This window comes from Paenibacillus caseinilyticus (assembly GCF_027533645.1).
Taxonomy (GTDB): domain Bacteria; phylum Bacillota; class Bacilli; order Paenibacillales; family NBRC-103111; genus Paenibacillus_G; species Paenibacillus_G caseinilyticus.
Genome location: NZ_JAQAGY010000016.1, coordinates 80,850 through 104,286 on the forward strand (window position 1 = coordinate 80,850; position 23,437 = coordinate 104,286).

14 protein-coding genes and 1 riboswitch are annotated in these 23,437 nt (G+C 56.6%); of the genes, 9 read left to right on the plus strand and 5 right to left on the minus strand.

The annotated features are described in order from the left end of the window. Positions 1–89: 89 nt before the first annotated feature. The 3 genes from O9H32_RS21735 (at position 90) to O9H32_RS21745 (ending at position 2,640) form a co-directional block, all read left to right on the plus strand. Positions 90–1,802, plus strand: coding sequence for a methyl-accepting chemotaxis protein (locus O9H32_RS21735; RefSeq protein ID WP_269868228.1), 1,713 nt, complete (start codon positions 90–92; stop codon positions 1,800–1,802). A 264-nt stretch (positions 1,803–2,066) separates the two neighbouring features. After that, positions 2,067–2,267, plus strand: coding sequence for a cold-shock protein (locus tag O9H32_RS21740; protein ID WP_014372710.1), 201 nt, complete (start codon positions 2,067–2,069; stop codon positions 2,265–2,267). 145 nt (positions 2,268–2,412) lie between these two features. After that, positions 2,413–2,640 carry a cold-shock protein gene (locus tag O9H32_RS21745; protein WP_269868229.1) on the plus strand — a complete coding sequence of 76 codons (228 nt, stop codon included), beginning with the start codon at positions 2,413–2,415 and terminating at the stop codon, positions 2,638–2,640. Positions 2,641–3,045: 405 nt separating this feature from the next. Here O9H32_RS21745 and O9H32_RS21750 read toward each other — a convergent pair whose 3' ends face one another. Beyond that, positions 3,046–3,303: a GlsB/YeaQ/YmgE family stress response membrane protein gene (locus O9H32_RS21750; RefSeq protein WP_269868230.1), complete on the minus strand. Its 258-nt coding sequence runs from the start codon at positions 3,301–3,303 to the stop codon at positions 3,046–3,048. A gap of 160 nt (positions 3,304–3,463) precedes the next feature. Beyond that, positions 3,464–4,471: an NADP-dependent oxidoreductase gene (locus O9H32_RS21755; RefSeq protein ID WP_269868231.1), complete on the minus strand. Its 1,008-nt coding sequence runs from the start codon at positions 4,469–4,471 to the stop codon at positions 3,464–3,466. Positions 4,472–4,754: 283 nt separating this feature from the next. Next, a riboswitch (cyclic di-GMP riboswitch) is annotated at positions 4,755–4,851 on the plus strand. A 94-nt stretch (positions 4,852–4,945) separates the two neighbouring features. Between O9H32_RS21755 and O9H32_RS21760 the strand changes: the two genes are divergently transcribed. The 3 genes from O9H32_RS21760 (at position 4,946) to O9H32_RS21770 (ending at position 15,015) form a co-directional block, all read left to right on the plus strand. Further along, positions 4,946–10,255 (plus strand): OmpL47-type beta-barrel domain-containing protein, encoded by a 5,310-nt coding sequence (locus O9H32_RS21760; protein ID WP_269868232.1) that lies wholly within the window; start codon positions 4,946–4,948, stop codon positions 10,253–10,255. A 183-nt stretch (positions 10,256–10,438) separates the two neighbouring features. Next, complete coding sequence (locus O9H32_RS21765) at positions 10,439–12,490, plus strand: methyl-accepting chemotaxis protein (RefSeq protein WP_269868233.1); 2,052 nt, start codon at positions 10,439–10,441, stop codon at positions 12,488–12,490. Between the two features lie 125 nt (positions 12,491–12,615). Next, entirely contained in the window at positions 12,616–15,015 is a 2,400-nt protein-coding gene (locus O9H32_RS21770; protein WP_269868234.1) for an EAL domain-containing protein, read from the plus strand. A gap of 136 nt (positions 15,016–15,151) precedes the next feature. Here the strand turns inward: O9H32_RS21770 and O9H32_RS21775 are convergent, their stop codons facing one another. Further along, a complete protein-coding gene (locus O9H32_RS21775) occupies positions 15,152–16,003 on the minus strand; it encodes an ABC transporter ATP-binding protein (RefSeq protein WP_269868235.1) in 852 nt (283 codons plus the stop codon). A 259-nt stretch (positions 16,004–16,262) separates the two neighbouring features. After that, positions 16,263–16,985 carry a helix-turn-helix domain-containing protein gene (locus O9H32_RS21780; protein WP_269868236.1) on the minus strand — a complete coding sequence of 241 codons (723 nt, stop codon included), beginning with the start codon at positions 16,983–16,985 and terminating at the stop codon, positions 16,263–16,265. Between the two features lie 343 nt (positions 16,986–17,328). On the opposite strand from O9H32_RS21780, the gene O9H32_RS21785 reads away from it, so the two are divergent. The 3 genes from O9H32_RS21785 to O9H32_RS21795 all read left to right on the plus strand — a co-directional run bounded on the left by O9H32_RS21785 (position 17,329) and on the right by O9H32_RS21795 (position 20,742). Then, positions 17,329–18,012, plus strand: coding sequence for a response regulator transcription factor (locus tag O9H32_RS21785; RefSeq protein ID WP_269868237.1), 684 nt, complete (start codon positions 17,329–17,331; stop codon positions 18,010–18,012). Continuing rightward, positions 18,009–19,619, plus strand: coding sequence for a sensor histidine kinase (locus O9H32_RS21790; RefSeq protein ID WP_269868238.1), 1,611 nt, complete (start codon positions 18,009–18,011; stop codon positions 19,617–19,619). The genes O9H32_RS21785 and O9H32_RS21790 overlap by 4 nt, the downstream gene beginning before the upstream one ends. 289 nt (positions 19,620–19,908) lie before the next feature. Further along, the gene (locus tag O9H32_RS21795; protein ID WP_269868239.1) at positions 19,909–20,742 is read left to right on the plus strand and encodes a hypothetical protein; all 834 of its coding nucleotides are present in this window, start codon (positions 19,909–19,911) and stop codon (positions 20,740–20,742) included. A 185-nt stretch (positions 20,743–20,927) separates the two neighbouring features. Here O9H32_RS21795 and O9H32_RS21800 read toward each other — a convergent pair whose 3' ends face one another. Beyond that, positions 20,928–23,240: a helix-turn-helix domain-containing protein gene (locus O9H32_RS21800; RefSeq protein ID WP_269868240.1), complete on the minus strand. Its 2,313-nt coding sequence runs from the start codon at positions 23,238–23,240 to the stop codon at positions 20,928–20,930. Positions 23,241–23,437 lie beyond the last annotated feature (197 nt).

The window sequence follows — 23,437 nt, forward strand, 5'->3', positions numbered from 1 at the left end:
CTTCCCCTGCCCCGTGTCCGATATAGGAAATAGCATCCATATACGGCGGGGCCGTATAGGACACATTCCTAGAACAAGGGGCAGAGCGTATGAACTTTTTTCGCAATATGAAAGTGCAGCAAAAGCTTCTCTTCTTCATTGCCATGTCCACCGTATTTCTGGCGGCGGTCGGATACGGCGGCTATCACTTCATGAGTGCCATGAATCAGACTTCCAAGAATATGTACTACGAAAGACTGCTCACCGTAAAATGGATTAATGCCGCCCGGGCGCACTCGCGTGCCATCGAAGCGAACACGTACGAGCTCTTCCAGATCGAGGACCCTGCGAAGCGGCAGGAGCTCATTAACGAGATTTCGATCCGCGTGGCCGATTACGATCAGGCGATCGAGGATTATACCTCCGTTCCTTTGGATGAATACCAGAAGGAACGGGTAACCAAGCTTAAGGAAAGCGGGGCAGCTTACCGTGCCGAGCGGGCGCTGACCATCGAGATGACGCTCAAGGGCCAAGGCCAAGCGGCGTTCGCCCAATTCCAGGGCAAGGCCAGCCAGTCCTTGGAGGAAATGAACAAGCTCTTGATCGATCTGGCGGATTACAACGCGCACGCGGCGGAACTTCTGCTTGCCGAGCAGCAAGCCGGCTTCCACCGTGCAGTCCTTATCAATGCGATCCTGATTGCTTGCGCGGCGCTCCTCTCGGCCGGTCTCGGTCTCTATATCACGCGTTCGATCGTCCGTCCGGCCCGGGAACTGCAGAAGCTGACGGCTCAAGCTGCTGCAGGAGACCTCCTGGTACGGTCGGGCTATGAATCGAAGGACGAGCTGGGTCTGCTGGCTGCTTCCTTCAATGCGATGCTGGAGGATACGCGCCAGGTGATCCGCCAGGTGCATCTGACCTCCGAGCAGGTAGCGGCTTCTTCCCAGGAGCTGATGGCCAGTGCGGAGCAGACGGGCAAAGCAAGCGAATCCATTACCCTCTCCTCCCAGGAAGTCGCCGAAGGAGCGGCACATCAGACGCGGCAGGTGGGAGAAGGGCTCGATATTGCAAGCCGGATGGCGGATAGTTCGGCTCAAGTGTCGGCACAGACGCAGGAAGCGGCGGGAACGGCTGCCCAGACAGCGGATGCGGCACGGGCAGGCGGCCTGAGCGTACGGGGAGCCGCCGCGCGCATGGAAGATATACACCGGACGGTGGAAGGACTGGCTGGCGTCATGCGGAAGCTTGGCGAGCAGTCGCATCAAATCAGCGGGATCGTCGGCCTCATGACCGATATCGCGAGCCAGACGAATCTCCTGGCGCTCAACGCTTCCATTGAAGCGGCCCGTGCCGGTGAGCACGGCCAGGGCTTCGCGGTTGTGGCGAGCGAGGTGCGCAAGCTTGCTGATCAATCGATTCAGGCGGCGCAGCAGGTCCATCTTCTCGTATCGGGCATTCAGGAGCAGACCCAGGCTGCCGTTCATTCGACGGAGCAGACCACGGACCAAGTGCAAGAAGGAATAGGCAGTATGGAGGAGGCCGGGCGGTCGTTTCGGGACATTGAAGGAGCGGTTGGAGAGCTGGTGCAGCGCATTGACGGGGTATCCGCGGGTGTACGTGCGATGGCGGAAGGTACCCAGAATATGACGGGGACGATCCGGGAGATTCTGAAGATCGCGGAAGAGGCCTCCGCCGGGACCCAGCATGTCTCCGCGGCGACGGAGGAGCAGCTTGCGACGATGGAGGAAATGTCGGCCTCATCGCAGCATTTGGCTCATATGGCGCTGGAACTGCAGACGATCATCAGCCGGTTCAAAGTATAGAGAACAGTAGGATAAAGGAGACCGTTTCCTGGTGGGGAGGCGGTCTCTTGCGTCGTTTAACATTTTTTCATTTTTCTCCCGGTTGCGCTTGCATTCCCTTTTGGGCTGTGGTAAGATGTAAACATATCATATATTTGTAACCTGGATTCACATATTATAAAGGGTTATCATTTGTAAGATGGAACCTTTTGTAATGTGTGAATTTTTTATTTCAAATGAAGTAAAAACAACATGTTACAAATAAAACTTTGGAGGTTTTCTCACATGCAAACAGGTACAGTGAAATGGTTCAACGCAGAAAAAGGTTTCGGTTTTATCGAAGTTGAAGGCGGAAGCGACGTATTCGTACACTTCTCCGCAATCCAAGGCGACGGTTTCAAAACCCTCGACGAAGGCCAACGCGTTGAGTTCAACGTAGTTCAAGGCAACCGTGGTCCACAAGCTGAGAACGTTGTAAAACTGTAATACCCCAAGCGTAATAATAAAAACTGCCCTTAACCGGTGTTAGGGGCAGTTTTTTATGGTCAAATAAAGGGGGTACGGCCTATTCTTGTGCGGCAAGAAGACGGCTGTGCCTTTTTCCTGAGGGAAGAGGAAAAGGAGGATAATCATGTATTTTCGAAGAAAACCTGCTCCCGCAGCCCCGCTCGAGAACACGGCGGTTTGGTCCTGCGAGCAGGAAGGCTGCCGAAGCTGGATGCGGGACCATTATGCGATGGAGCACGTGCCGGCTTGCCCGCTGTGCAATGTCCCTATGGTTCGAAGCATGAAGATGGTCCCGCAGCTGATCGTACCCGAGCGCGAAACAAAGGCGAAGAAAAGCGCCGCGATGTCCTGACGCTCCCGTCTGTTCCTACAGCATGACCCGGTAAGCGGTATGCCCTGCTCTCCCTTTGGAGATAGAGGCCTACCGCTTTTTTGCGCTGCTTTGCTTTATACTACGGAAGGGAAGATGCGCGTGGAAGCCGATAGATCGCCTGGCAAACAGACACACGGCGTCCGATGCTGCTTGGTGTGGGGCTGACAATCAAGCTTTCTCTTCCGGCATCGGATCGGCGGATATTCCTTCTGACCAACCCGTCAGGAAGCGAAGGGAATTTGCCCCATTTCAAAGCCAGTGTACAGGGCGGAACTGTACACCAAAGAACGCCGGGGCTCGTGCCCCCGCGTTCTTTGGATAGGGTAATGTGTATTCCCGGCCGATGCGGTAATACATAGTTAAGGTAACGATGGTGAATCTTCGTTAAGCCCTGTTGCGTCCCATGGAGCGCAGAATCAGGCTCACGATGAAGACGAGCGCGATGGAACCGATCAACGCAGGGACGATGAAGAAGCCGCCCACTGCCGGACCCCAGTCGCCCAAGAGCAGTCCACCGAGCCAAGCACCTACAAAACCTGCGATGATGTTACCGATGATACCGCCGGGAAGGTCTTTTCCCATAATCATGCCAGCCAACCAACCGATGATACCGCCGATAATCAAGGACCATAAGAAACCCATTTGAACTGCCTCCTTTTTTTGTTGAATTGCTGAGATGCTTACTATTAACCTATCAACTCTGGATAGAATCACGCCGATAAAAGAAGCAGCTCCTCCGCACGGAAGAGCTGCTGCCAAAGGCTTGGTAGAACATGGGGAAGGAGGTTTTGCAGAACAACGTTCAATCCGATACTTTCACAAGCTGCTTGCCCAGATTGTCACCGGAGAACAGGCCAAGGAAAGCGGCCGGTACGTTCTCGAATCCCACGATGATATTCTCGGCATACTTCAGCCTGCCTTCCTTCAGCCACCCGGCAAGAGCTTTGATACCTTCCGGGAAACGGGAAGCATAGTCCGTTACAATAAAACCCTTCATCAGCGCACTGCTGATCAGCAGCGCCGTCTGCATCCGCGGGCCGACATCCGGCTGCTCGAGATTGTAGAGGGAGATTTGACCGCATAACGGAACCCGGGCTCCGTGGTTCAGCAGAGACAACACCGCGTCGGACACGGAGCCGCCGACATTATCGAAGTAGACATCGACGCCTTGGGGGCAGGCTTCTTCCAAGGCAGCACGAAGATCCGGCTGCGTTCTGTAGTTGAGCGCGGCGTCGAAGCCAAGCTCCTCCACCAGATAGCGGTTCTTCTCATCGGAGCCTGCGATGCCTATCACCCGTGCGCCGTGCAGCTTGGCGATCTGGCCGACGATCATGCCGACCGCACCGGCGGCCCCGGAGACGACGACTGTCTCACCGCTCTTCGGCCTGCCGATATCGAGCAGGCCGAAGTAGGCCGTAAGACCTGGCATGCCCAAGATGCCGAGAGCGGTGGTGACCGGCGCGAGGGAAGGATCCAGCTTGTTCACCTGGCTGGGCTTCACGACTCCATAACGCTGCCAGCCCAGGTTTCCCAGCACGAGATCTCCTTCTTGGAGTTCCGTCGTACGTGAGGATTCGACCCTGGCTACGATCCCGCCAGAGATCATTTCTCCCACAGCGAAGGGAGGGATATAGGACTTTCTACCGCTCATGCGGCCCCGCATATAAGGATCGACGGAGAGGTATAGCGTGCGGATCAAAGCTTCACCATCTCCAGGTACAGGCAGGGACGATTCCCGGTAGAGGAAATGTTTTTCGGAAGGCATCCCTTCCGGACGGCTGGCGAGCAGGATTTGCTGGTTAACAGGCATGATAGAAGTCCTCCTTTATAGATGACCATTAGGATAAGGGGGGAGATGACAATAAGGTAGCTCCAAGCCATTGGGGCTATGAACAAACAAGCTTTCGTTAGCTGCTCGTGAATCCATTGTACTGTAAGTAGGGAAGGGTTTCCAATAGAGGAAGAGTGAGGGATTATCGCAATATTTTCGACATAAAATGATTTTTATGAGGTATATGTACCTATGAATGGCATGGTTTACTATAGACAATTGGGCCCAAAAAGAATATGATAGATTTGTAGTTATCATATTCAAGTGAAAAGGGCAAAACGCAGGAAACTGCGTGACGCAAAGCCACAGGGCCTGAACCATAGGAGACATCTCCATATGGAAGGCAGCCGGTTGCCACAAGGAATCATAGCTCATTGCCTATGAACCTTGTCCAAGGTTCTTTTTTTATTGGACCTATGCCCCTCACACACCAAGAAAGGTAGGACTAAACTCATGGGCAAACCGTTTCGCGCACATTTTTCATTCTTAGTTTCTTTACTGCTGACGCTTCAGTTGGTTCTTCCGGGGGCTGCCGCATTCGCGGAGACCAATTCATCCATTCTGCCGCCGAGCAATCTGGCCTCGCAGTATGTGACGCCGGATGATGTTAAGCTTACGTGGTCTTCTGTGTTTGGAGCCACGGGATATCAGATCTACGAAATCGGCGACGGGCAGTTGAAGCCGCTTGCCAAGTCAACAACAACTACCTATACGCTGAACAACCTGGCGGAAGGTTCTTACACCTACGTGGTAGCTACGCTGAGCGCGGAAGGAGAGTCGGGTCCCGGAGCTCCGATCCAAGTGGATGTAGTCTACCCTGAGATGTCCGCTCCGGCTACGCTGACGTATACGGTTCAGAACGGTAATGATATCGTACTGAACTGGGGGGCTTCCCTGAACGCCCAGACCTATAACGTATACAGCCTCGCTGCGGATGGCGCAACCTCGCTGATCACGAGCACTTCTGCCCGGACGTTCACTATAACGAACGCCCAAGAAGGGGTATATACGTATGCGGTAGCGGCCGTGAACTCGCTGTACGGCGAATCGCAGCCCGGTGCTCCGCTGCAGGTTACAGTGGGCAAGCCGATCATGGCGGCTCCTGGCAATCCTACATACACGCTGTCGAACGGCAGTGATGTGACGATCCGCTGGAATACGGTCCCTTATGCTACTTCTTATAAAGTGTATCAGATCGTGGACGGACAGTCTGTCCTGCAAAAGACGGTTACTACCGCCACAGCCGCATTCACCAATGTACCGGCGGGGGATTACACTTATGAAATCCGTTCCTACAGCGACCGCTTCGGCGAGTCCGCTGAGGGAAGCCGCCTCTCCCTGACGGTTGCCGCTGTTGCCTTGGCAGCTCCCGGCAGTCCGGCAGCCAAAATTCAAAACGGCAGCGACATCGTCCTGACGTGGACGGCCGCCGCTAACGCTACGGGATATAAGGTCTATCAGATCGTAGATGGGCAGCCTGTACTGAAAGGTACGGTAACCGGCACAACCGTGACTTACACGAACCAGCCAGCCGGGGATTACAGCTTTGAGATCCGCTCCACGAGTACGCGCTACGGCGATTCCGCCGATGCGGCTGCAGTAGCTGTATCCGTAGGCTCGATTACGATGAGCGCTCCGGGCGGCCTGACTTCCAAGCTGCAGAATGTGAACGACATCGTCCTGACGTGGACGGCCGCTGCGAACGCGACCGGCTACAAGGTGTACCAGATCGTGGACGGACAACCGGTATTGAAGAGCACGGTAAGCGGGTTGACCGTTACGTATTCGAACCAGCCAAGCGGCAATTATACGTATAAAGTATATTCCTACTCCACACGTTTTGGAGATTCAGCCGAAGGCAGTGAAGTTACCCAGGCGGTGGAAGTGCCGGTTATGCTTCCTCCGGCGAATGTTGTCCAAGCTGTCAAGAGTGCAACCAGCTTCTCGCTTAGCTGGGAGGCGGCGGCTAATGCAACGGGTTATAAAGTATACCAGATTGTGAATGGGACCCCTACGCTGAAGAGCACCGTGTCCGCTCTTACCGTTACATTCTCGAACATCCAGCCTGGCGATTACCTCTATGTAGTGAAGGCTTATAACAGCCGCTTCGGTGAGTCTGCCGAAGGTACACAGGTAACCTTCACAATGGCCGGACAGACGATGGAAGCTCCAACGAATCTGACTTACACGGTCTCGAACGGGAACGACCTTACACTCAAATGGACGGCTGCTCCCTATGCGACAAGCTATAAGATTTATACGGTGAACGGCGAAGAGAAAGTACTGAAGAGCACGGTTACGGGTACTACGACCGTCTACTCGGGCATGCCGGCCGGCGATTATAAGTACGCCGTACATTCCGTTTCTGCTACACTGGGCGAATCTCCGGTTGGCGCAGAATTGTCCGTGCCTATCGTCTATCCGGTTATGGCCGCTCCGGGAGGACTTGCCGCGAAGGTGCAGAACGGGAACGATGTGGTTCTGACCTGGAGCGCTGCCACTTACGCGAACAGCTACAAAATCTATGAAGTGGTGAACGGGGAGAAGGTGCTGCTGAAGACGGCAACGTCCCTAACCGTCACCAACAGCAAAGTCGCCAATGGCGAACACAAGTATGTAGTTCACTCGGTCAGCACCCGCTTTGGCGAGTCCCCGGTCGGCAGTGAAGTGTCGATTACGGTAGACCAACAAACCGTACTGGCTCCAGCGAACCTGACACAGAGCATCTCGAGCGGGAACAATGTGACCTTGAGATGGACGGCGGCGACGTATGCCACATCCTATAAGGTGTACCAGGTCAAAGGCGCCGACAAGATCTTGGTGAAAACCGTTACCACTACTTCTGCTGATTTTACGAACCAGCCAGAGGGTGATTACACCTATGTGGTTCACTCGGTCAGCGACCGGTTCGGCGAATCGGCCGAAGGCAGCACGGTAGCCTTCACCCTTGACTTCCCGGCTATGCAGGCACCGGCGAATTTCCGCTATACGATTTCGACCGGCAATGATCTCACGCTTGCTTGGAACAGTGCAAGCTATGCGACCGCCTATCGGGTCTATGCCATCGAGAACGGACAGCGTGTGCTGAAGAAAACCGTAACTTCTCTCTCTCATGTACAAACGGGTCTGCCGGAAGGCACGTACACGTATGAAGTCGCATCCTTCAGCGACCGCTTCGGCGAATCGGCTGAGACAGCCAAATTGACGTTCACCCTCGTGTGGCCGGTAGTTCAGCCTCCGGTACTCAAGGGCTCGGTATTCAATGCGAACAATATGACCTTCACTTGGAACGCGGTGACGTGGGCTAACGAGTACCGGTTATACGAAGTAACCGGCGATACAAGACAGCTTCTGTACAAAGGCGCCGCGCTCACTTACAAAGTATACAACCTGACGGAAACGACGCATCACTATGAAGTTACAGCCGTCAGCACGCGCTTCGGCGAATCGGCTCCGTCCGTACGCTGGAGCGAGAATATCATCTATCCGGAGATGCAGCCGCCTACCGCCAGCCTCAAGCTGGTCGACGGCAAGACGGCACAGATTACTTGGACGTTCGCTACTTATGCCAATGGTTACAATGTATACCAGATCGTGAACGGCAAGCCGGTCGCCCTCATGAATAACTTGAACAATCTGTCATATACGGTAACGAATCTGCCGTATGCCAACCATGAGTTCTATGTTAGTTCTTTCAGCAACTCCTTCGGTGAGTCGGTTCCTTCGAACACGGTAACCGCCCGTCTCGTGACGGACACGACCGCACCGGTAACTTCGTCGGATGCCTCGACAGCATGGACGAGCGGCAATCGTGTCGTTACCCTGACGGCTGCAGACAGCGAGAGCGGCGTAGAAACAACATACTTTGCCGTGAACGGCGGAGAATACCAGATGGGTACGGCGGTAACGCTGACCGAAGAAGGCACGCATACGATCAGTTTCTATTCGGTCGACAAAGCAGGCAATAAAGAAGAGCCGCATACGGTAACCGTGAATATCGACCGTACGGCTCCGGTAACTTCCTCCGTGGTATCCCCTGAGGGAGTGGTGATGCTGACCTCGTCCGATACGGCCAGCGGCACGGCCAAGACGTTCTACTCCGTCAACGGTGCCCCTTATGCCGAAGGTACTTCGGTAGAAGTCAGCGGCGACGGCGTCAATCAAGTGTCTTTCTACGCCGTGGATGCGGCAGGCAACGAAGAGAAAGTCCAAAGCGTGGAAGTGGTGATCGACCGTACGGCACCGGTCACGGAAGCTTCCGCGGCGGAAGGCTGGACGCGGGAAGATGTGACGGTGAGCCTGAAGGCAGCGGACGCCGGCAGCGGCGTGGCGCATACCTTCTACTCGATCAACGGCGGCACGTATGCCGAAGGCAGCTCGGTTGTAGTGAGCAGCGAAGGGGTTGCGACAGTCTCCTTCTACTCGGTAGACCAAGCCGGCAATAAGGAGCAGGTCCGCAGCGTACAAGTCCGTATGGACCGCACGGCACCTGTAACGAAGGCGGATGTGTCCGCCGAAGGCAAAGTAAGCTTCGCCGCGGAGGATGCGGCGAGCGGTGCAGCGAAGACATTCTACTCCGTGAACGGCGCTCCGTACGCGGAAGGCTCTTCCGTTCAGGTAACGGAAGAAGGCAAGACCAGCGTATCCTTCTACTCCGTAGACGCAGCGGGTAATGAAGAGAAGGCACAAACAACGGAAGTCGTGATCGACCGCACCGCTCCTGTAACAGAAGCGGCGGCTCCAAGCGGCTGGTCCGCAGGAGAAGTAACCGTGAAACTGGCGGCTGCCGATGCACTCAGCGGGATCGCCGCGACTTACTACTCCATAGATGGTGCTCCTTACGCAGAAGGTACTGCTGCCGTAATTGGCACGGACGGTACCCATGCCATTGCCTTCTACTCCGTAGACGCAGCAGGCAACAAGGAAGAGGCGCATCAAGTGTCCGTGCAGATCGACCGCACGGCACCGGTAACCGAAGCTTCCGCACCTGCCGGCTGGACGAAAGAAGATGTGACGGTAAGCTTCAAAGCATCGGATGCGGCAAGCGGCGTGGCGAAGACCTTCTACTCCGTGAACGGCGCTGCTTATGCCGAGGGTACATCCGTTAAGATTACGGCTGAAGGCACAAGCACGGTTAACTTCTACGCCGTGGATGCTGCAGGCAATAAGGAAGAATCCAAGCAAGTAAAGGTAAGCATCGACCGTACCGCCCCAGTGGTGGCTATGGATCTGCAAGAAACGTACAACCTGGGCGAATCCGTGAAGCTCGCCTATACGGCGAAGGATAGCCAGTCGGGCATTGCCTCTGAGTCGATGACGGTGGCTGCACCGAACGCAGCAGCATCCGCTGCGGCGAACGGCACAGCGCTCAAGTTCGACAAGCCGGGCACTTACACCATTACTGTGACAGCCGCGGATCAGGCGGGACACGTGACGACGATCCGCAAGACGATAGCGGTAGCTGTTCCGGCAACGATTGAAGTGACACCTGGCGTGATCAAAGGCAACAACGGCGTGTTCACCGTACGTGTAAGCCTGCCTGCAGGATACAGCACACAGGGTTTTGATCTGAACACAGCCCGCGTCAACGGCGTTAAGGCGCTGACGAGCAACAACGGCTACTACAACCAGGCGAAGAACGGACAGTTCAAGTTCGAACGTTCCGACTTCACTTGGAACGGATCCGAAGTGACGCTGGTCTTCCAAGGCAATGTGAACGGAGTACTGGTCACCGGCCAGACTACCGTGAAGGTTCAGAAGTAATTCAGCTGCATGCATCGTCCCTCCGTCTTTTGGCGGAGGGATTTTTTTGTCATAACGGCAAGGGAGAGTCACTGGCCCCGGTGACAAAAGTTGCATGCTCTATAAGGCAAATAAAAAGCTTGGATCAGCCGATATATAATGTATCGCAGCTAAAACAAGATTTAGAAGGAGGATCACCCCAACATGTTTCAACTCAAGAGCATTCAAACCAAAACGATGCTGGCCGTCGTGCCTTTGATAACCATTACGCTCTTATCCATGATAGCCTACGCTTATAACAGCAGTGAGAATCTCATCAACCGAGAGATCCAGGACAAGATGCAGGGGCAGCTCGGCAGCGTGGCCGGACAGATTGATGCGAAGCTTCTGACCCACCGGAAAGTAGCGGAGATGATCGCAAGAACTACAGAGACCGCTCCATCCCTTTGGACTCTCGATCACTACGTAGCCGCTACCGCCAAAGGGCTTGGAAGCAGTACGGATACCTTCGGACTGGGGGTCTTTTTCGAACCTTACAGCTATAAGCCGGATCTTAAGTATTTCTCGACCTACAGCCACAGAGAGGGTAACGGCTTCGCCCACACGGAAGAATATAATACGGATGCTTACGACTATCCGAATCAGCCTTGGTACAAAATCGTCTCGAAATCTCAGGCCAAGTTTGCCTATACGGCTCCGTATTATGATGAATTGACGAAGGTAACTATGGTAACGACAGCCGTTCCATTCTATACGGAATCGGGTAAACTGCTCGGAGTCACTACCGGAGATATCAATTTGTCCAGTCTGCAGGAACTTATCCAGAAGACCGCCGTGGGGAAGACCGGTTGGGCCTTCCTGCTCGACGGACAGGGGACCTATCTATCCGATCCGGCAGCCGATAAGATCATGAAGCTCGGCATCACCCAAGATCCGAATGCTTCTCTGGCTGCTCTGGGAACAGGGATGTTAGCGGGAGAGGGCGGAGAAGCTTCTTACGAGGATGAGCAAGGTACGAACCGTATCTATTACCGGAAGGTTCCGGAGACCGGATGGGTGCTGGCTCTGGTCATGCCGGAGAAGGAGCTTCAGGAGCCGCTGCATAAGCTGGTGCTGTCTCTGGCCGTCGGCGGGATCGCAGCGATCCTCCTGATGGCGGCGATTATCGTGTTGTTCAGCCGGTATCTGAAGGGGCAAATCCGCAAGACGAATGAGATGGCCGGACATATTGCTTCCGGGGATCTGACGCACAGCATCAAAGTCCAGACGGTCGACGAATTCGGCCAAATGGGCCAAAATCTGAACGACATGACACAGAAGCTCAGAGAGATGATCAGCTCGGTATCCCTGCATACCCACATGGTCGCATCGACCTCGGAGCAGTTGTCGGCAAGTGCCGAAGAGACGGCAAAGGCAACGGAGCAGATTGCGGATTCCGTAGGCCATGTGGCCAGCGGTTCGGACAAGCAGGCGCTCCTTGTTTCTTCATCGAAGCAGGTGATTACGGAAATCTCCCATCAGATTCACTCGATCGCCGAGGGGATCGACGGAGTCAACGAGGGAGCTTCCCGCACCTCCGATCAGGCGAAGAACGGCAGCCAATCCGTCGAGGAAGTTACGCAGCAGATGAGACGCATTCAAGCTAACATGCATCAGTCTACGGGGATCGTGAATGAGCTCAGCACGAAGTCCCAAGAGATTGGTGAGATGATCTCCCTGATCACGACGATCTCCAGCCAGACGAACCTGCTCGCGTTGAATGCTTCTATCGAGGCATCCCGTGCGGGAGAGCAGGGAAGGGGATTTGCGGTGGTTGCCAGCGAAGTTCGCAAGCTGGCCGAGCAGTCCGCACAGGCCGCCGACCATATCCGGAGGTTGATCAGCGAAGTCCAGAATGAGATCAGCCGGGCTGTGCAGTCGATGAACGAAGGCAACCAAGCCGTGAATGAAGGCACGGCTACGGCCGAGAAGGTGACGACGGCTTTCGGCGGTATTCTGGCCGCGGTGGAAGATACGTTCCGGCGCGTGCAGGCCGTCTCCGGCTCCGCGGCGGTGATCCGTAAGGATGCCCGCACCATGGTGGAAGCCGTAGAGCAAATTTCCGATATCTCGAATACGGCCATGGACAGTACGCAGAGCATCGCCGCAGCGGTCGAGCAGCAGCTGGCTTCGATGGAAGAAGTCGGTGCAGCCGCCCAGACGCTCTCGAAGATGGCCGACGAGCTTCAAGAAGTGGTGGGAGCTTTCCGGATGTAGGAAGCCGAAGAGGTAAAAAATGAAATATGTCCGTTTGACCAACCCATGCCTTCCCTGCGCCATGCGCAGGGCGGGGCGTGGGTTGAACGGGTATAAGCGATAACGCGTTTGAGGAGATGTTCAAGATGTCTGCCTGGTTGTTTCTTCTCTCTCTTTTCAGCTATATGCTGCCCATCGGATTTTTCTTCTACATAGCGGTGGAGGTCCAGCTTCGTGCCCGCACGCTGCTCAACAGGTTGTCATCATGGTTGTTTTATTCCATCATGATTCTGTTTACCTCAGGCTTCCTCACCAGTGTCTTCCCGGCGGATTACGCAGCGGCCATGGTTCTCTGGTTCAAGCTGATTCCTTCTTTCTTTATTATGTCCTTCGCGTTGCATCTGACGATCCGGATTACGGGCCGGTATGATCATTGGTCCCGGCTCAGGGTAGTCGTGGTAAGCTATTGGCCAGCGGCCTGCTCCCTGCTGCTTCTCATTCCTTCTCGGTACGTATCGGTACACCTCATGGAGCGGGGGGTATGGAAGGATGCCCAGCCCAGTCTCGCTCTTTTCGCGGTGATTATGATTGCGGCGGTATATACGATTGCTGCTTGTTCCCGGTTTTTGTATCAAGGCATGAAATTCGTCAGCCGTGCAGGCGGTATGCCGCACAAGAGGAAACAGGTCCGGTTCATCCTGTGGGCCTTCCTTCTGGGAGGCTCCATCTGCATAGGCCTTTCTTATTTCAATCACTATCTTTTCTTCACCGATGCTTTCAGTTATCCGGAGCCCAGTATGATGGGACTTATTCTGTTCGCTTTCATGATCCGGTATGCGATGACAAGGTATGAGTTTCTGCCGTCCATTGAGCGCAGGTACAAAATCTTGTATGAGCGTTCCCCGGTGGCAATCCTACTGGCGGACAGGCACGAGAGGGTCATCGAAGCGAACCCGGCGGCCCAAGAGCTGTTCGGGCGCCCGAAGGCTTTTCTCTTAAAGGTGAATTATAAGGACCTGCTTGCCCCCTACCAGGGACCCCGGCGGAGACAAGAAGCTTCGGAGAACGAAGAAACTCATGTCACCATGCCTTTGGAAGCAGGCCACACGCAGCGGATCGTAACAGTGGAGAGAGAGCAGATTCTCTCCGGAGGGGAGCCGTATGAGTACCTGCTTATCCGCGATATCACGGAGAGCGTCAAGGCCGAGGAGCGAATCATGTTCATGGCCTACCATGATCCCCTGACAGGCTTAGGCAACCGGCGGCGGCTGCAAGAGACGCTGCCCGAGCTTCTGCTTGGACAGGAGGGGCAGGAGAACGCGGCGGTGGCCCTCCTGATGATGGACCTGGACCACTTCAAGCACGTCAACGATACGAGGGGACACCACGTAGGCGATCTGCTCCTGCGGCATGTGGCTGGCGTCCTGCAGACGAGGGCGGGGGATGCCGAGCTCATCTGCCGCTTGGGCGGCGATGAGTTCGCCCTGCTCTTCCAAGGCACGGAGGAAGAAACGGAGCGGGTCTGCGAGGCCATCCTGGAAGGACTGCGGGAGCCGTTCGAGCATGGAGGGGAGGGGCTCGCCGTATCGGCCAGTATCGGGGTCTGTCTATCCCCGGCCTACGGAACGAACCCCGAGCAGCTGCTGCAGTACGCCGATATGGCCATGTATGAGGCCAAACGCAGCGGGCGCGGGCGTTATGCCTGGTTTACGGGCGAACTGAAGCAGGCCCAGGAGAGCACGCGCACCATGGAGCTTCAGATGGCTGAAGCCCTGAAGGAAGAACGCTTCGTCCTGTATTACCAACCCCAAGTGGACTTGCAGACCGAAGAGGTATGCGGCGTAGAGGCGCTGATCCGCTGGGTGGAGCAGGACGGCACCGTCCGTCCGCCCGGGGAGTTCATCCCGCTTGCCGAGGAGAACGGCTCGATCGTGGAGCTCGGACGCTGGGTGCTGGAGGAAGCCTGCCGGACGGGCCGGGCTTGGCTGGATGAGGGGGGAGGCGAGTGGTCGATCTCGATCAACGTCTCCAACCGGGAACTCGCGGGCCGCGATTACCTACAGCATGTCGACTCTATTCTGGAGAAGACCGGGTTCCCGCCAGGATATCTTCAGCTGGAGATGACGGAGAGCACGACGATCTCGGAAGAGCATCATCAGCTTCATCTGTTCACCGAGATTGCCGGCCGGGGCATACGCCTTGCCATGGATGACTTCGGAACGGGGTACTCCACCTTCTCGGTCATTCAGATGCTGCCGTTCCACATATTCAAGCTGGATAAATCGATGATCGATGATATCGTGACGGCTGCGCAAACGCGTCATATCGTGAAGGCGATGATCATTATGGCGCACAGCCTGAGCCAGCGGGTCGTGGCGGAAGGCGTGGAGACCGCCGAGCAGGTGGAGGTGCTGCGGGAGCTGGGCTGCGATGCGGTCCAGGGCTACTTCTACAGCAAGCCGCTGCCGGAGGCGGAGCTGCTCGCCTGGTTGAAGGCGCGCAGGAATACAGCAGCATACGGCACGCCTGAGTTAAAAGAAGGGTAACCGGAGTGCGGCGGAGGAGCCTTGAGGCAGCAGCCTGAAGGCTGTTCGGCCTGCAGGTAGGCTTGGTCTAGGGGAACCAAGCCTGGCTTCCCGAAGAGCAAGCTGGGAGGTCAGGCTTGGGGGGGCGCGGGATGGTTCAGCGGGCGGATGCCGCAGCGTGCTGTAGGGTCGGAATCGCGGGGTCAGAGCCCGAGGGGGCAGCGGCATGGGCCAGTTCGAAGGGGAGGCAGAGCGGCACCCCGGTGCGGGGGTCCGGAATCAAGTCAGCTTCGATGCCGAATACTTCCCTGAGCACATCCTGCGTCATGACTTCGGCAGGGGAGCCGCTGCTCACCACACGGCCGCGCTTGATCGCTACCATGTGATGCGCATAGCGGGAAGCATGGTTGAGATCATGCACGACCATGACCACGGTACGCTGTTCTTCCCGGTTCAAGGTCTCGAGCAGCTTCAGCACTTCAAGCTGGTGGGCCATGTCGAGGAAGGTGGTCGGCTCGTCGAGGAACAGGATCTCGGTGCCTTGAGCCAGCGCCATGGCGATCCAGGCACGCTGGCGCTGCCCGCCGGAGAGCTGGTCGACGGGCCGGTCATGGAATTCGGCCATTCCGGTGCGTTCGATGGCCCGGCGCACCATCTCGCGGTCTTCGGCCGTAAGCGAGCCAAAGCCCTTTTGGTGCGGGAAACGGCCATAGGTCACGAGCTCGGATACCGTAAGCCCTTCGGGGGCTACTGGATTCTGCGGCAGGATGGCGAGCTGCTTGGCGACCTCCTTGGTAGATTGCCCATGGATCGACTTGCCGTCCAGGAAGACGCCGCCCTTCTGGGGCTTCATGATCCGGGCCATGGTCTTCAGAATGGTAGATTTGCCGGAGCCGTTGGCTCCGACCAAAGCGGTGATCCGTCCGTGGGGAACCGGCAGATTCAAATTATCCACGATCGGCTGCTCCCCATAAGCGATGGAAAGTCCTTCCGTATATAAACGTTCCAAACGTATGTCCTCCTAGCGGAATACAGCGGCATACTGCAGCTGAGCAGAATATAAGACTATGTAAGAACGATAATCATTATCATTTAAGAAGATTATAGCATGATGGGGTGGGAATTCAAGGGCATTTTTGGAACATAGGAAGAGCGTGTTCGTGCGGGAAATGAATAAAACACCGCAGACTCTCCTGCGGGGCTGAGCCTCTACGGGAGAGCTGGGGTGTCTGTTCCTTCCGGGCACAAGGCTTCCCTCCGGCTCAGCCTCACTTGTCAGGCGGGGGCGGAGGCGCTTGTTTCATCGCAAGCTCATACCCTTGGAGAAGGTCGGATATCCTTTGCTTTATGGCCGGTCCCAGTGGAACATCCTTATAAAACAGAGGCCCCTCCAGAAGCTCTAGCATATTCATGGATGTCGCGGCTTCCGGGCGGTCCGGCGCAGAGGCGGAGCCCGTCAGGAGCAGGTGAGCGGATGTATGGTAATAGTGAACGAGGGCCAGGAAGGCCTGAAGCTCGGGAAGACGGTATCCTCTCTCGTAAGAAGTAAGCTCCGAATAAGAAAAGCCCATCTCCGCGGCTGCTTCGGAACGGGTCAGCCGCCGGGAAGTGCGCAGATACGTCAGCCGGTCGGCTAGAGAGGCCGTGCCTTCGGGAATCCGGGCCGGCGGCCGGCCTTCCGAAGCGGCAGGGAAACGGCTGCTCAGCAGCAGTTCATCGACGGATACACGGAAGCCTTCGGAGAGTTGCAGCAACTGGGTGAGGTTCGGCGCCGCTTCGCCTTGCTCCCACGCCCGGAGCAGATCGGGAGGCAGGGCCGTACGGGAAGCCGCTTCCGCACTGCTCCACCCTTTGCGCTCGCGAATGGCACGGATGCTCTGGCCGCAGCCATAGAAGCCGGGCGGGGGAGCCGCAAGCGGCTGCGACCCTTCGATGGGCGGTTGGACAAGGGCTTGGATTTCTTCCGGCGTTAACAGGTTATATAACAGCATAGGGTCCTCACTGGTTCCGGGTTCATTGGTTTTTGTTACCCAAAGGATACGTCTGCCGGCATGATTTTATTCCCGCGATTGTGATTGCAATGGTGCTGGTGTCGTGCGGGCCGGCGGCTGGGTTTCGGGCGTGCAGCTCCCTCTTTTGTTACAGCTCCACTGTCTAAGGTACAATGAAGACGGGCCGGCAAGCTTCACGCTGCATGGCATAAGGGCGTATTCCTTGGTTTGCTTTCATTGGTTTGCTTTCATTGCTTCATGGTATTCTCAGCACGCCTTCAGCAAGGATTCAGGAAGAGATGGGATACTATCCTATAGCAGATAGGAAGAGGGGGCGACAGCCATGGCACAAGTGAAAGGCATTCGCATCATGCTGGTGGACGATGAGCCGAACATTCTGCAGTTTCTGGAGCTCGGGCTGCAAAATGAAGGGTTCGAGGTACGGACGGCACCGGACGGGATGACCGCCATTACGATAGCAAAAGAATTCCAGCCGCATATCGCCATTCTTGATGTGATGATGCCGGGGATGGACGGCTTTGAAGTATGCCGGATGCTGAAGAAAACGGAGCAGCTCGCCGTCATTATGCTGACAGCCAAAGACGAGGTGGACGACCGGGTGAAGGGCCTGAACCTCGGGGCCGACGATTACATGGTGAAGCCGTTCAGTTTTGAAGAGCTGCTCGCGCGCATTCAGGCAAGAGTCCGCAATCAGTTCCCGCATCTGTTCGGGGAAGTGGTGAAGGGGCCCTTCCGGATGGACGACCGGCGCAAAGAAATTCATCTCCACGACCGGCTGCTGGAGCTGTCGCCGACAGAGTACGAGCTGCTGAAGTTTCTGGTGACCAATCACGGGCTGGTACTCAGCAAATCCATGATTTTGGATAAAGTCTGGGGCTATGATTTTGGCGGGGAAGAGAATATCGTCGAGGTGTATATCCGCTCCTTGCGGGAGAAGCTGCAGGATAAAGAGCACACGCTGATCCGGACGCTCCGCGGGGCCGGATACAGGCTGGACTTGTCATGAAGAGGGCGGGGAATAGGAGAAAGGGCCTGCTTCCCGAGCGCGGTTCCCTCCGCATTCAGCTCCTCTCGCGTTCCCTGCTGATTCTGGCGGTGCTGCTGATCCTCATCGGGTTGTTCCAGTATGTCGTGATGAAAAATTTCATCTACAAGAACAAGGCCGAGACGATGCAGCGGCAGGTGATGTCGATCCCACGCGACCTGCTGCAAGGGGATGCGCAGCAGGATCGTATGCCGCAGGGCGGCACGGGGCAAGGCAGCGGCATGCCCGGGGAGGCCGGCGTCGGCGTCGGCCAGTCTGGCGAGGCGGGTCAGGCCGACGGCCAGCAGGACAACGCCGGGCAGATCAGCGGACAGACGAGCCCCGGGACCGGCGGCAACCCGCAGGGGGGCAGACGCCAGCCGTGGGTATTCCCCGACTCGGCGATTGTTCATGTTGGGGCTGAGGGCCAGTTCACGGTGCTGTCGAAGTGGCCCGGCAGCGGGGAGCCCCCCCAGCTGGACGCGGCCATCTATACGGACGCGATGAAGCGCAAAGGGCTCGGTACGAACTACCGGGTAGCGGCGGACAGTGCGGGAGTCGAGCAGCTCGTGGTGCTGCAGTCCGTTCCGTCGGGACCGGGACGAACGGAAGGGCTGATGCAGATCAGTACGCCAACCGGACCGATGAAGGAGGTGTTGATCCGGCAGCTCCTGACCTTCCTGCTGCTGTCGGTGCTCGCGATGGCCTTCGGTCTGCTCGGCTTCCTGCCGGTGCTCCGCCGGACGCTGGTGCCTTTGAACAATATGGTCGGCACGGTGGAGCAGATCGACGCAGGGAACTTGGCTACAAGGTTCCCTGCCTACCAAGGGCAGCATGAGATTGACAGGCTGGCCGAATCGTTCAATGGGATGCTGGAGCGGCTCGAGACGTCCTTCGAGGCGGAGAAAGAGCTCCAAGAAGGCATGCGCCGCTTCGTCGCCGATGCGTCCCATGAGCTGAGGACGCCGCTGACCTCGATTCACGGCTTTCTCGAAGTGCTGCTGCGCGGTGCGGCCCAACAGCCCGAACAGCTGGATAAGGCGCTGCGCAGCATGCATGGCGAGTCTGCGCGCATGAACAAGCTGGTGAACGATCTGCTCCAGCTCGCTAAGCTCGACCGCACGCCTCATATCGAGCTGAAGGAAGGCAGTCTGGACCGCGTCGTCCGGGAGATGGAGCCTCAGCTCCGGCTGCTGGCCGGCGCCCGGCAGCTCGAGCTCGTGCTGGAGCCGGAACTCCGGAGCGCTTACGATGCCGACAAGATGAAGCAGGTGATCTTGAATTTGTTCCACAATGCGGTGCAGCATACGGTTGAGGAACAGGGCCGGATCCGGATCATTGCCGAATCGTCGCAGGAGGGCGTACACTTGTCCGTAGAAGACAACGGTCCGGGCATTGCGGCAGAGCATCTGCCCCTTCTGTTTGACCGGTTCTACCGGAGCGACTCGTCCCGTACGCGCAAGTACGGCGGAGCCGGACTGGGCCTGGCGATCACAAAGTCCATTGTGGATGCGCACGGCGGAACCATCGCCGTCTTCAGCGTGGAAGGCGAAGGCAGTACCTTTAAGGTCACCCTCCCGAAGCCCTGAAAGGAACTATATTTCCATAGGTTAGACAACGGCACCCTGCCGCGCAGCCACTTGCGCGGCAGGGTGCCGTTTGTTGTTATGGATGCTGCCGCGGCAGGAAGATGGCAGGAAGGTGCTGCCGGGGATGGTCTGGGAGAGCAGCACGTGTTTCGTTTCAGCAAACTCAAAGCGGGCACTCAGGAAGCATTCAGTTAAGGGAGGTAAGATAGGTCTTGTAAGAAAGGCAAGGACAACAACAAGCAGAAACAAGCAGATAACCCCAAACTTAAACTAACAGGAGGAATTACACATGAAAAACTTCAATAAGAAAGTCATCGCAACAACACTGGGTGCCGTATTCGCGATCGGAGCTATGGGCTCGGTGTTTGCTGCGGAAGCCTCGACAACAACATCCGATACAGGAAGCACATCGGTAGTAAAGTCGATGACCTTCAAGAAAGACCGCGGAGGCAAGAACCTGGAAGCTCTCGCAGCCGAGAAGGGCATCACGGTCGACGAGCTGAAGGCGCAGATGGAGCAGGAGCGCGGCGGGCATGGCGGTCCTAAGGGCGGCCACGGCGGCCCGGACTTCGAAGCTCTGGCAGCCGAGAAGGGCATCACGGTAGACGAGCTGAAGGCGCAGATGGAGCAGGAGCGTGAGGCGAAGCTGACGGAGATGGCCGCGGAGAAGGGCATCACGGTAGATGAGCTGAAAGCGCAGATGGAGCAGGAGCGCGGCGGGCATGGCGGTCCTAAGGGCGGCCACGGCGGCCCGGACTTTGAAGCTCTCGCAGCCGAAAAGGGCATCACGGTCGACGAGCTGAAGGCGCAGATGGAGCAGGAGCGTGAAGCGAAGCTGACGGAGATGGCCGCGGAGAAGGGAATCACGGTAGATGAGCTCAAAGCGCAGATGGAGCAGGAGCGCGGCGGGCATGGCAGTCCTAAGGGCGGCCACGGCGGCCCGGACTTTGAAGCTCTCGCAGCCGAAAAGGGCATCACGGTCGACGAGCTGAAGGCGCAGATGGAGCAGGAGCGTGAAGCGAAGCTGGAGAAGCGTGCAGCCGAGAAAGGCATCACGGTCGATGAGTTGAAAGCGCAGATGGAGCAGGAACGCGCTGCCCGTGAAACGAAAGCAAGCGAGTAAGAATCAACTGCGAAAGAGCGGATTCCCGTCTGGGACATCCGCTCTTTTTTGTTTATCGGCGAAATTTCCATTGGGGTATATGCCCATAAATGGATACGGTAACACATTTCCCGCATAATACGACGCAGCTGCTGTCCAATGAACTCGGTAGTGGGCGACTACCCCTGACGGTGTGAGGACTCACGCTACCCTTCCTTGCCCGCATACTTGGTCCGGTATTGGCCGGGCGTCATATCCTCGAGCTTGCGGAAGGAGCGGATAAAGTTCTGCGGATTGTTATAGCCGAGCTTCTGGGCGATATCCTTGATCGGCATATCGGTCTCGATCAGCCACTGCTTCGCCATCTGGAACCGGTACGTCGTCAGGTAGTCGCTAAACGATAGGTTGGTCTCTTTCTTGAAGACGCTGCTGAGGTACGATGCATTGTAATGCAGCTTGGCCGCGCACTCCTCCAAGGTCAGGTCCGTATCGAAATGCTGATGAATGAGATCGATGATCTCTTCCGACAAGCTCCGGTACTGCGAATCGCTGCGGTCGCGGAACACACCGGTCATTGGCCCGATGATCCGCCTGCGGAACCACTTCTCGATATCCGCGGGCACATAGAGCTCGAGCAGCTCTTCGTAGAGGGAACCGTCTTCGGGCTGAATGACGTTAAGCGCTATGCCCGATTCCTGCATGACGGTCATGAGGTGGTTGAGCAGCCGGACCAGGGACGTCTGGTATTCCTGCGGTGTGCGTTCCTTCCGGAACACCTCGCCCATCCACTGTGTGAGCAGCTCGTTCGCCCGCTCTTCGTCCGCAAGCTTGATGGAATCGACAAGCTCGTTCTCCACCTGCTGGGGGAAAGGAGAAATCAGCGTGTGCTTGCCGGAGTTCACGTTGGCGTAGTGGATAATGACGCCTTCGCCGAGCTTCAGCCGGTGCTTCAGCGCTTCCATGCCTTCATGGTAGGCGCGCGGCGCCTTGGCGAGGGTACGGAAGGGCAGGGAGATCCCGATCGATACCACGAGATCCAGGAAGGACCGGATATGCGACTGAATGGACTCCGTCACCTGATACAAGTAAGCATTGAACTCCTCCGGCGTCATGTTCCCTTGGCCGAGCAGCGTAACCTGGGTCTGATCCACAATGACGGGCGTCAGCCGGTTCTGGGCAGAGATCAGGTCCTCGATAATATTGTTGGCCGCAAAGAGCAGCAGGTCCAGATCCTTGGCATCATAGCGGGTCTGCTCCAGGCGGTCGATCTGCAGGGTGAGAACGGCAAGGTGCTCCCAGGAGGCGATGGAAGCCGCATAACCGTACAGCGCCATCTTGTCTTCGAGCTCGCCCTGCTTCACGTTGCCTTGGTACCAGCGGGTCAGGAAGAAGGTGCGGACCTGCTGGGTATTCTGGTGAAGCTCGTGCTTCAGGCTTGTATTGGAGCGGAACATATCCTGAATATGCTCATGAATGAGCTGGAATTCGTTCTGCTTCTTGTCCGCCGGGTCCGGGAGCTTGTCCGATATGGCCCGGACGATACCGCGAATCGGCGTATACATCCGGCGCGACCCGAGCCATACGGCGCCTACCGACATGCCGGCGAGCACAAGACAGACATACAGCGTGAACCAGCCGATCGAACGGGCCTCCTCCGTAATGGCGCCGATCTCCGTGAACGAAGCATAGATCCAGCCGTTAAACTCCGAGTGCACGTAAGTAACGGATGTCGGTCCCGAAGGCAGGTTGACTTCGAATTGCCCGACCTTCTCCGCACGGAACCGGGGCAGGTCTTCTTCGTTCATGTAACCGATTTCCGGTAAGCGCTTGCCGATTAACGATTCGTCGGGATGCACCATGATGCGGAAGTCTTTATCGAAGATCATCACATCCTGCTTCTTCGTGTCGTCCTTGATCATGGAGGCGAGCGAACAGGCTGGAATGGAGGCATAGACGACGCCGCGCTTCTCGGAGCTCAGGAGCGGCAGCTTGCGCACCTGCGTCAGAGTATAGGCACAGCTGCCCGGCATGGTCTCCCCGAGCGTGCCGCTCTTATGCAGCACCCATGTGGAGTTCAGCGGGAGCTTCTGGTATTCCTGCAGCTTGACCTTGGCCGGATAGCTCTCGAGCGCGAACAACCCGGAGTTGTTGACCACCCAGCCGTTGGCCTCGTTCATCAATACGATATCGGATACCAGCGTGTCGATCGATTGCATGAGACTCATCTCACGCCGCAGGTTGTTATAGATCTGGAAGTTGTAATAATCCAGCGGGCTGTAGAGTGCATCCTGCATCAGCGTCGAGTTGCTGAGGTTCGTCAGGTTCTGGTCCAGACGCTTCAGCACCTGTTCCACGTTCCCGTTGGTCTGCTTCATGATCTGAATATTGCCGAGGTTCACCTGGCTCTGAATCGATTCGGACGATTTCAGATAGGAGAATAGGCCAAGCGCGAGCACCGGCAAGATGCTGAGCATGCAGCCGAACAGAATCATCTTGGTATACCAACTGTACTTGCTCAAAGGTGTTGCCCTCCTTCTCCATCCGGTACAAGACAGTTCTCAAGTAACCATTGTAGGGATAGCCGCGAAACGCTGGCAATAATCATTTGCGTCAAAATAATCATTACATTGGCTCTGCCTGCAATCCGGGGCTTATCCCCGCCAGCAGGGCTTGTTGCTTCAGGAGAGCGGCAGCTCCCAATCGCAGGATTATGTAC

What these genes read in the sequence shown, in the direction of transcription:
- O9H32_RS21735 (WP_269868228.1), top strand. Translation starts at nt 90, where the DNA reads ATGAACTTTTTTCGCAATATGAAAGTGCAGCAAAAGCTTCTCTTCTTC.
- O9H32_RS21740 (WP_014372710.1), top strand. Translation starts at nt 2,067, where the DNA reads ATGCAAACAGGTACAGTGAAATGGTTCAACGCAGAAAAAGGTTTCGGT.
- O9H32_RS21745 (WP_269868229.1), top strand. Translation starts at nt 2,413, where the DNA reads ATGTATTTTCGAAGAAAACCTGCTCCCGCAGCCCCGCTCGAGAACACG.
- O9H32_RS21750 (WP_269868230.1), bottom strand. Translation starts at nt 3,303, where the DNA reads ATGGGTTTCTTATGGTCCTTGATTATCGGCGGTATCATCGGTTGGTTG.
- O9H32_RS21755 (WP_269868231.1), bottom strand. Translation starts at nt 4,471, where the DNA reads ATGCCTGTTAACCAGCAAATCCTGCTCGCCAGCCGTCCGGAAGGGATG.
- O9H32_RS21760 (WP_269868232.1), top strand. Translation starts at nt 4,946, where the DNA reads ATGGGCAAACCGTTTCGCGCACATTTTTCATTCTTAGTTTCTTTACTG.
- O9H32_RS21765 (WP_269868233.1), top strand. Translation starts at nt 10,439, where the DNA reads ATGTTTCAACTCAAGAGCATTCAAACCAAAACGATGCTGGCCGTCGTG.
- O9H32_RS21770 (WP_269868234.1), top strand. Translation starts at nt 12,616, where the DNA reads ATGTCTGCCTGGTTGTTTCTTCTCTCTCTTTTCAGCTATATGCTGCCC.
- O9H32_RS21780 (WP_269868236.1), bottom strand. Translation starts at nt 16,985, where the DNA reads ATGCTGTTATATAACCTGTTAACGCCGGAAGAAATCCAAGCCCTTGTC.
- O9H32_RS21785 (WP_269868237.1), top strand. Translation starts at nt 17,329, where the DNA reads ATGGCACAAGTGAAAGGCATTCGCATCATGCTGGTGGACGATGAGCCG.
- O9H32_RS21790 (WP_269868238.1), top strand. Translation starts at nt 18,009, where the DNA reads ATGAAGAGGGCGGGGAATAGGAGAAAGGGCCTGCTTCCCGAGCGCGGT.
- O9H32_RS21795 (WP_269868239.1), top strand. Translation starts at nt 19,909, where the DNA reads ATGAAAAACTTCAATAAGAAAGTCATCGCAACAACACTGGGTGCCGTA.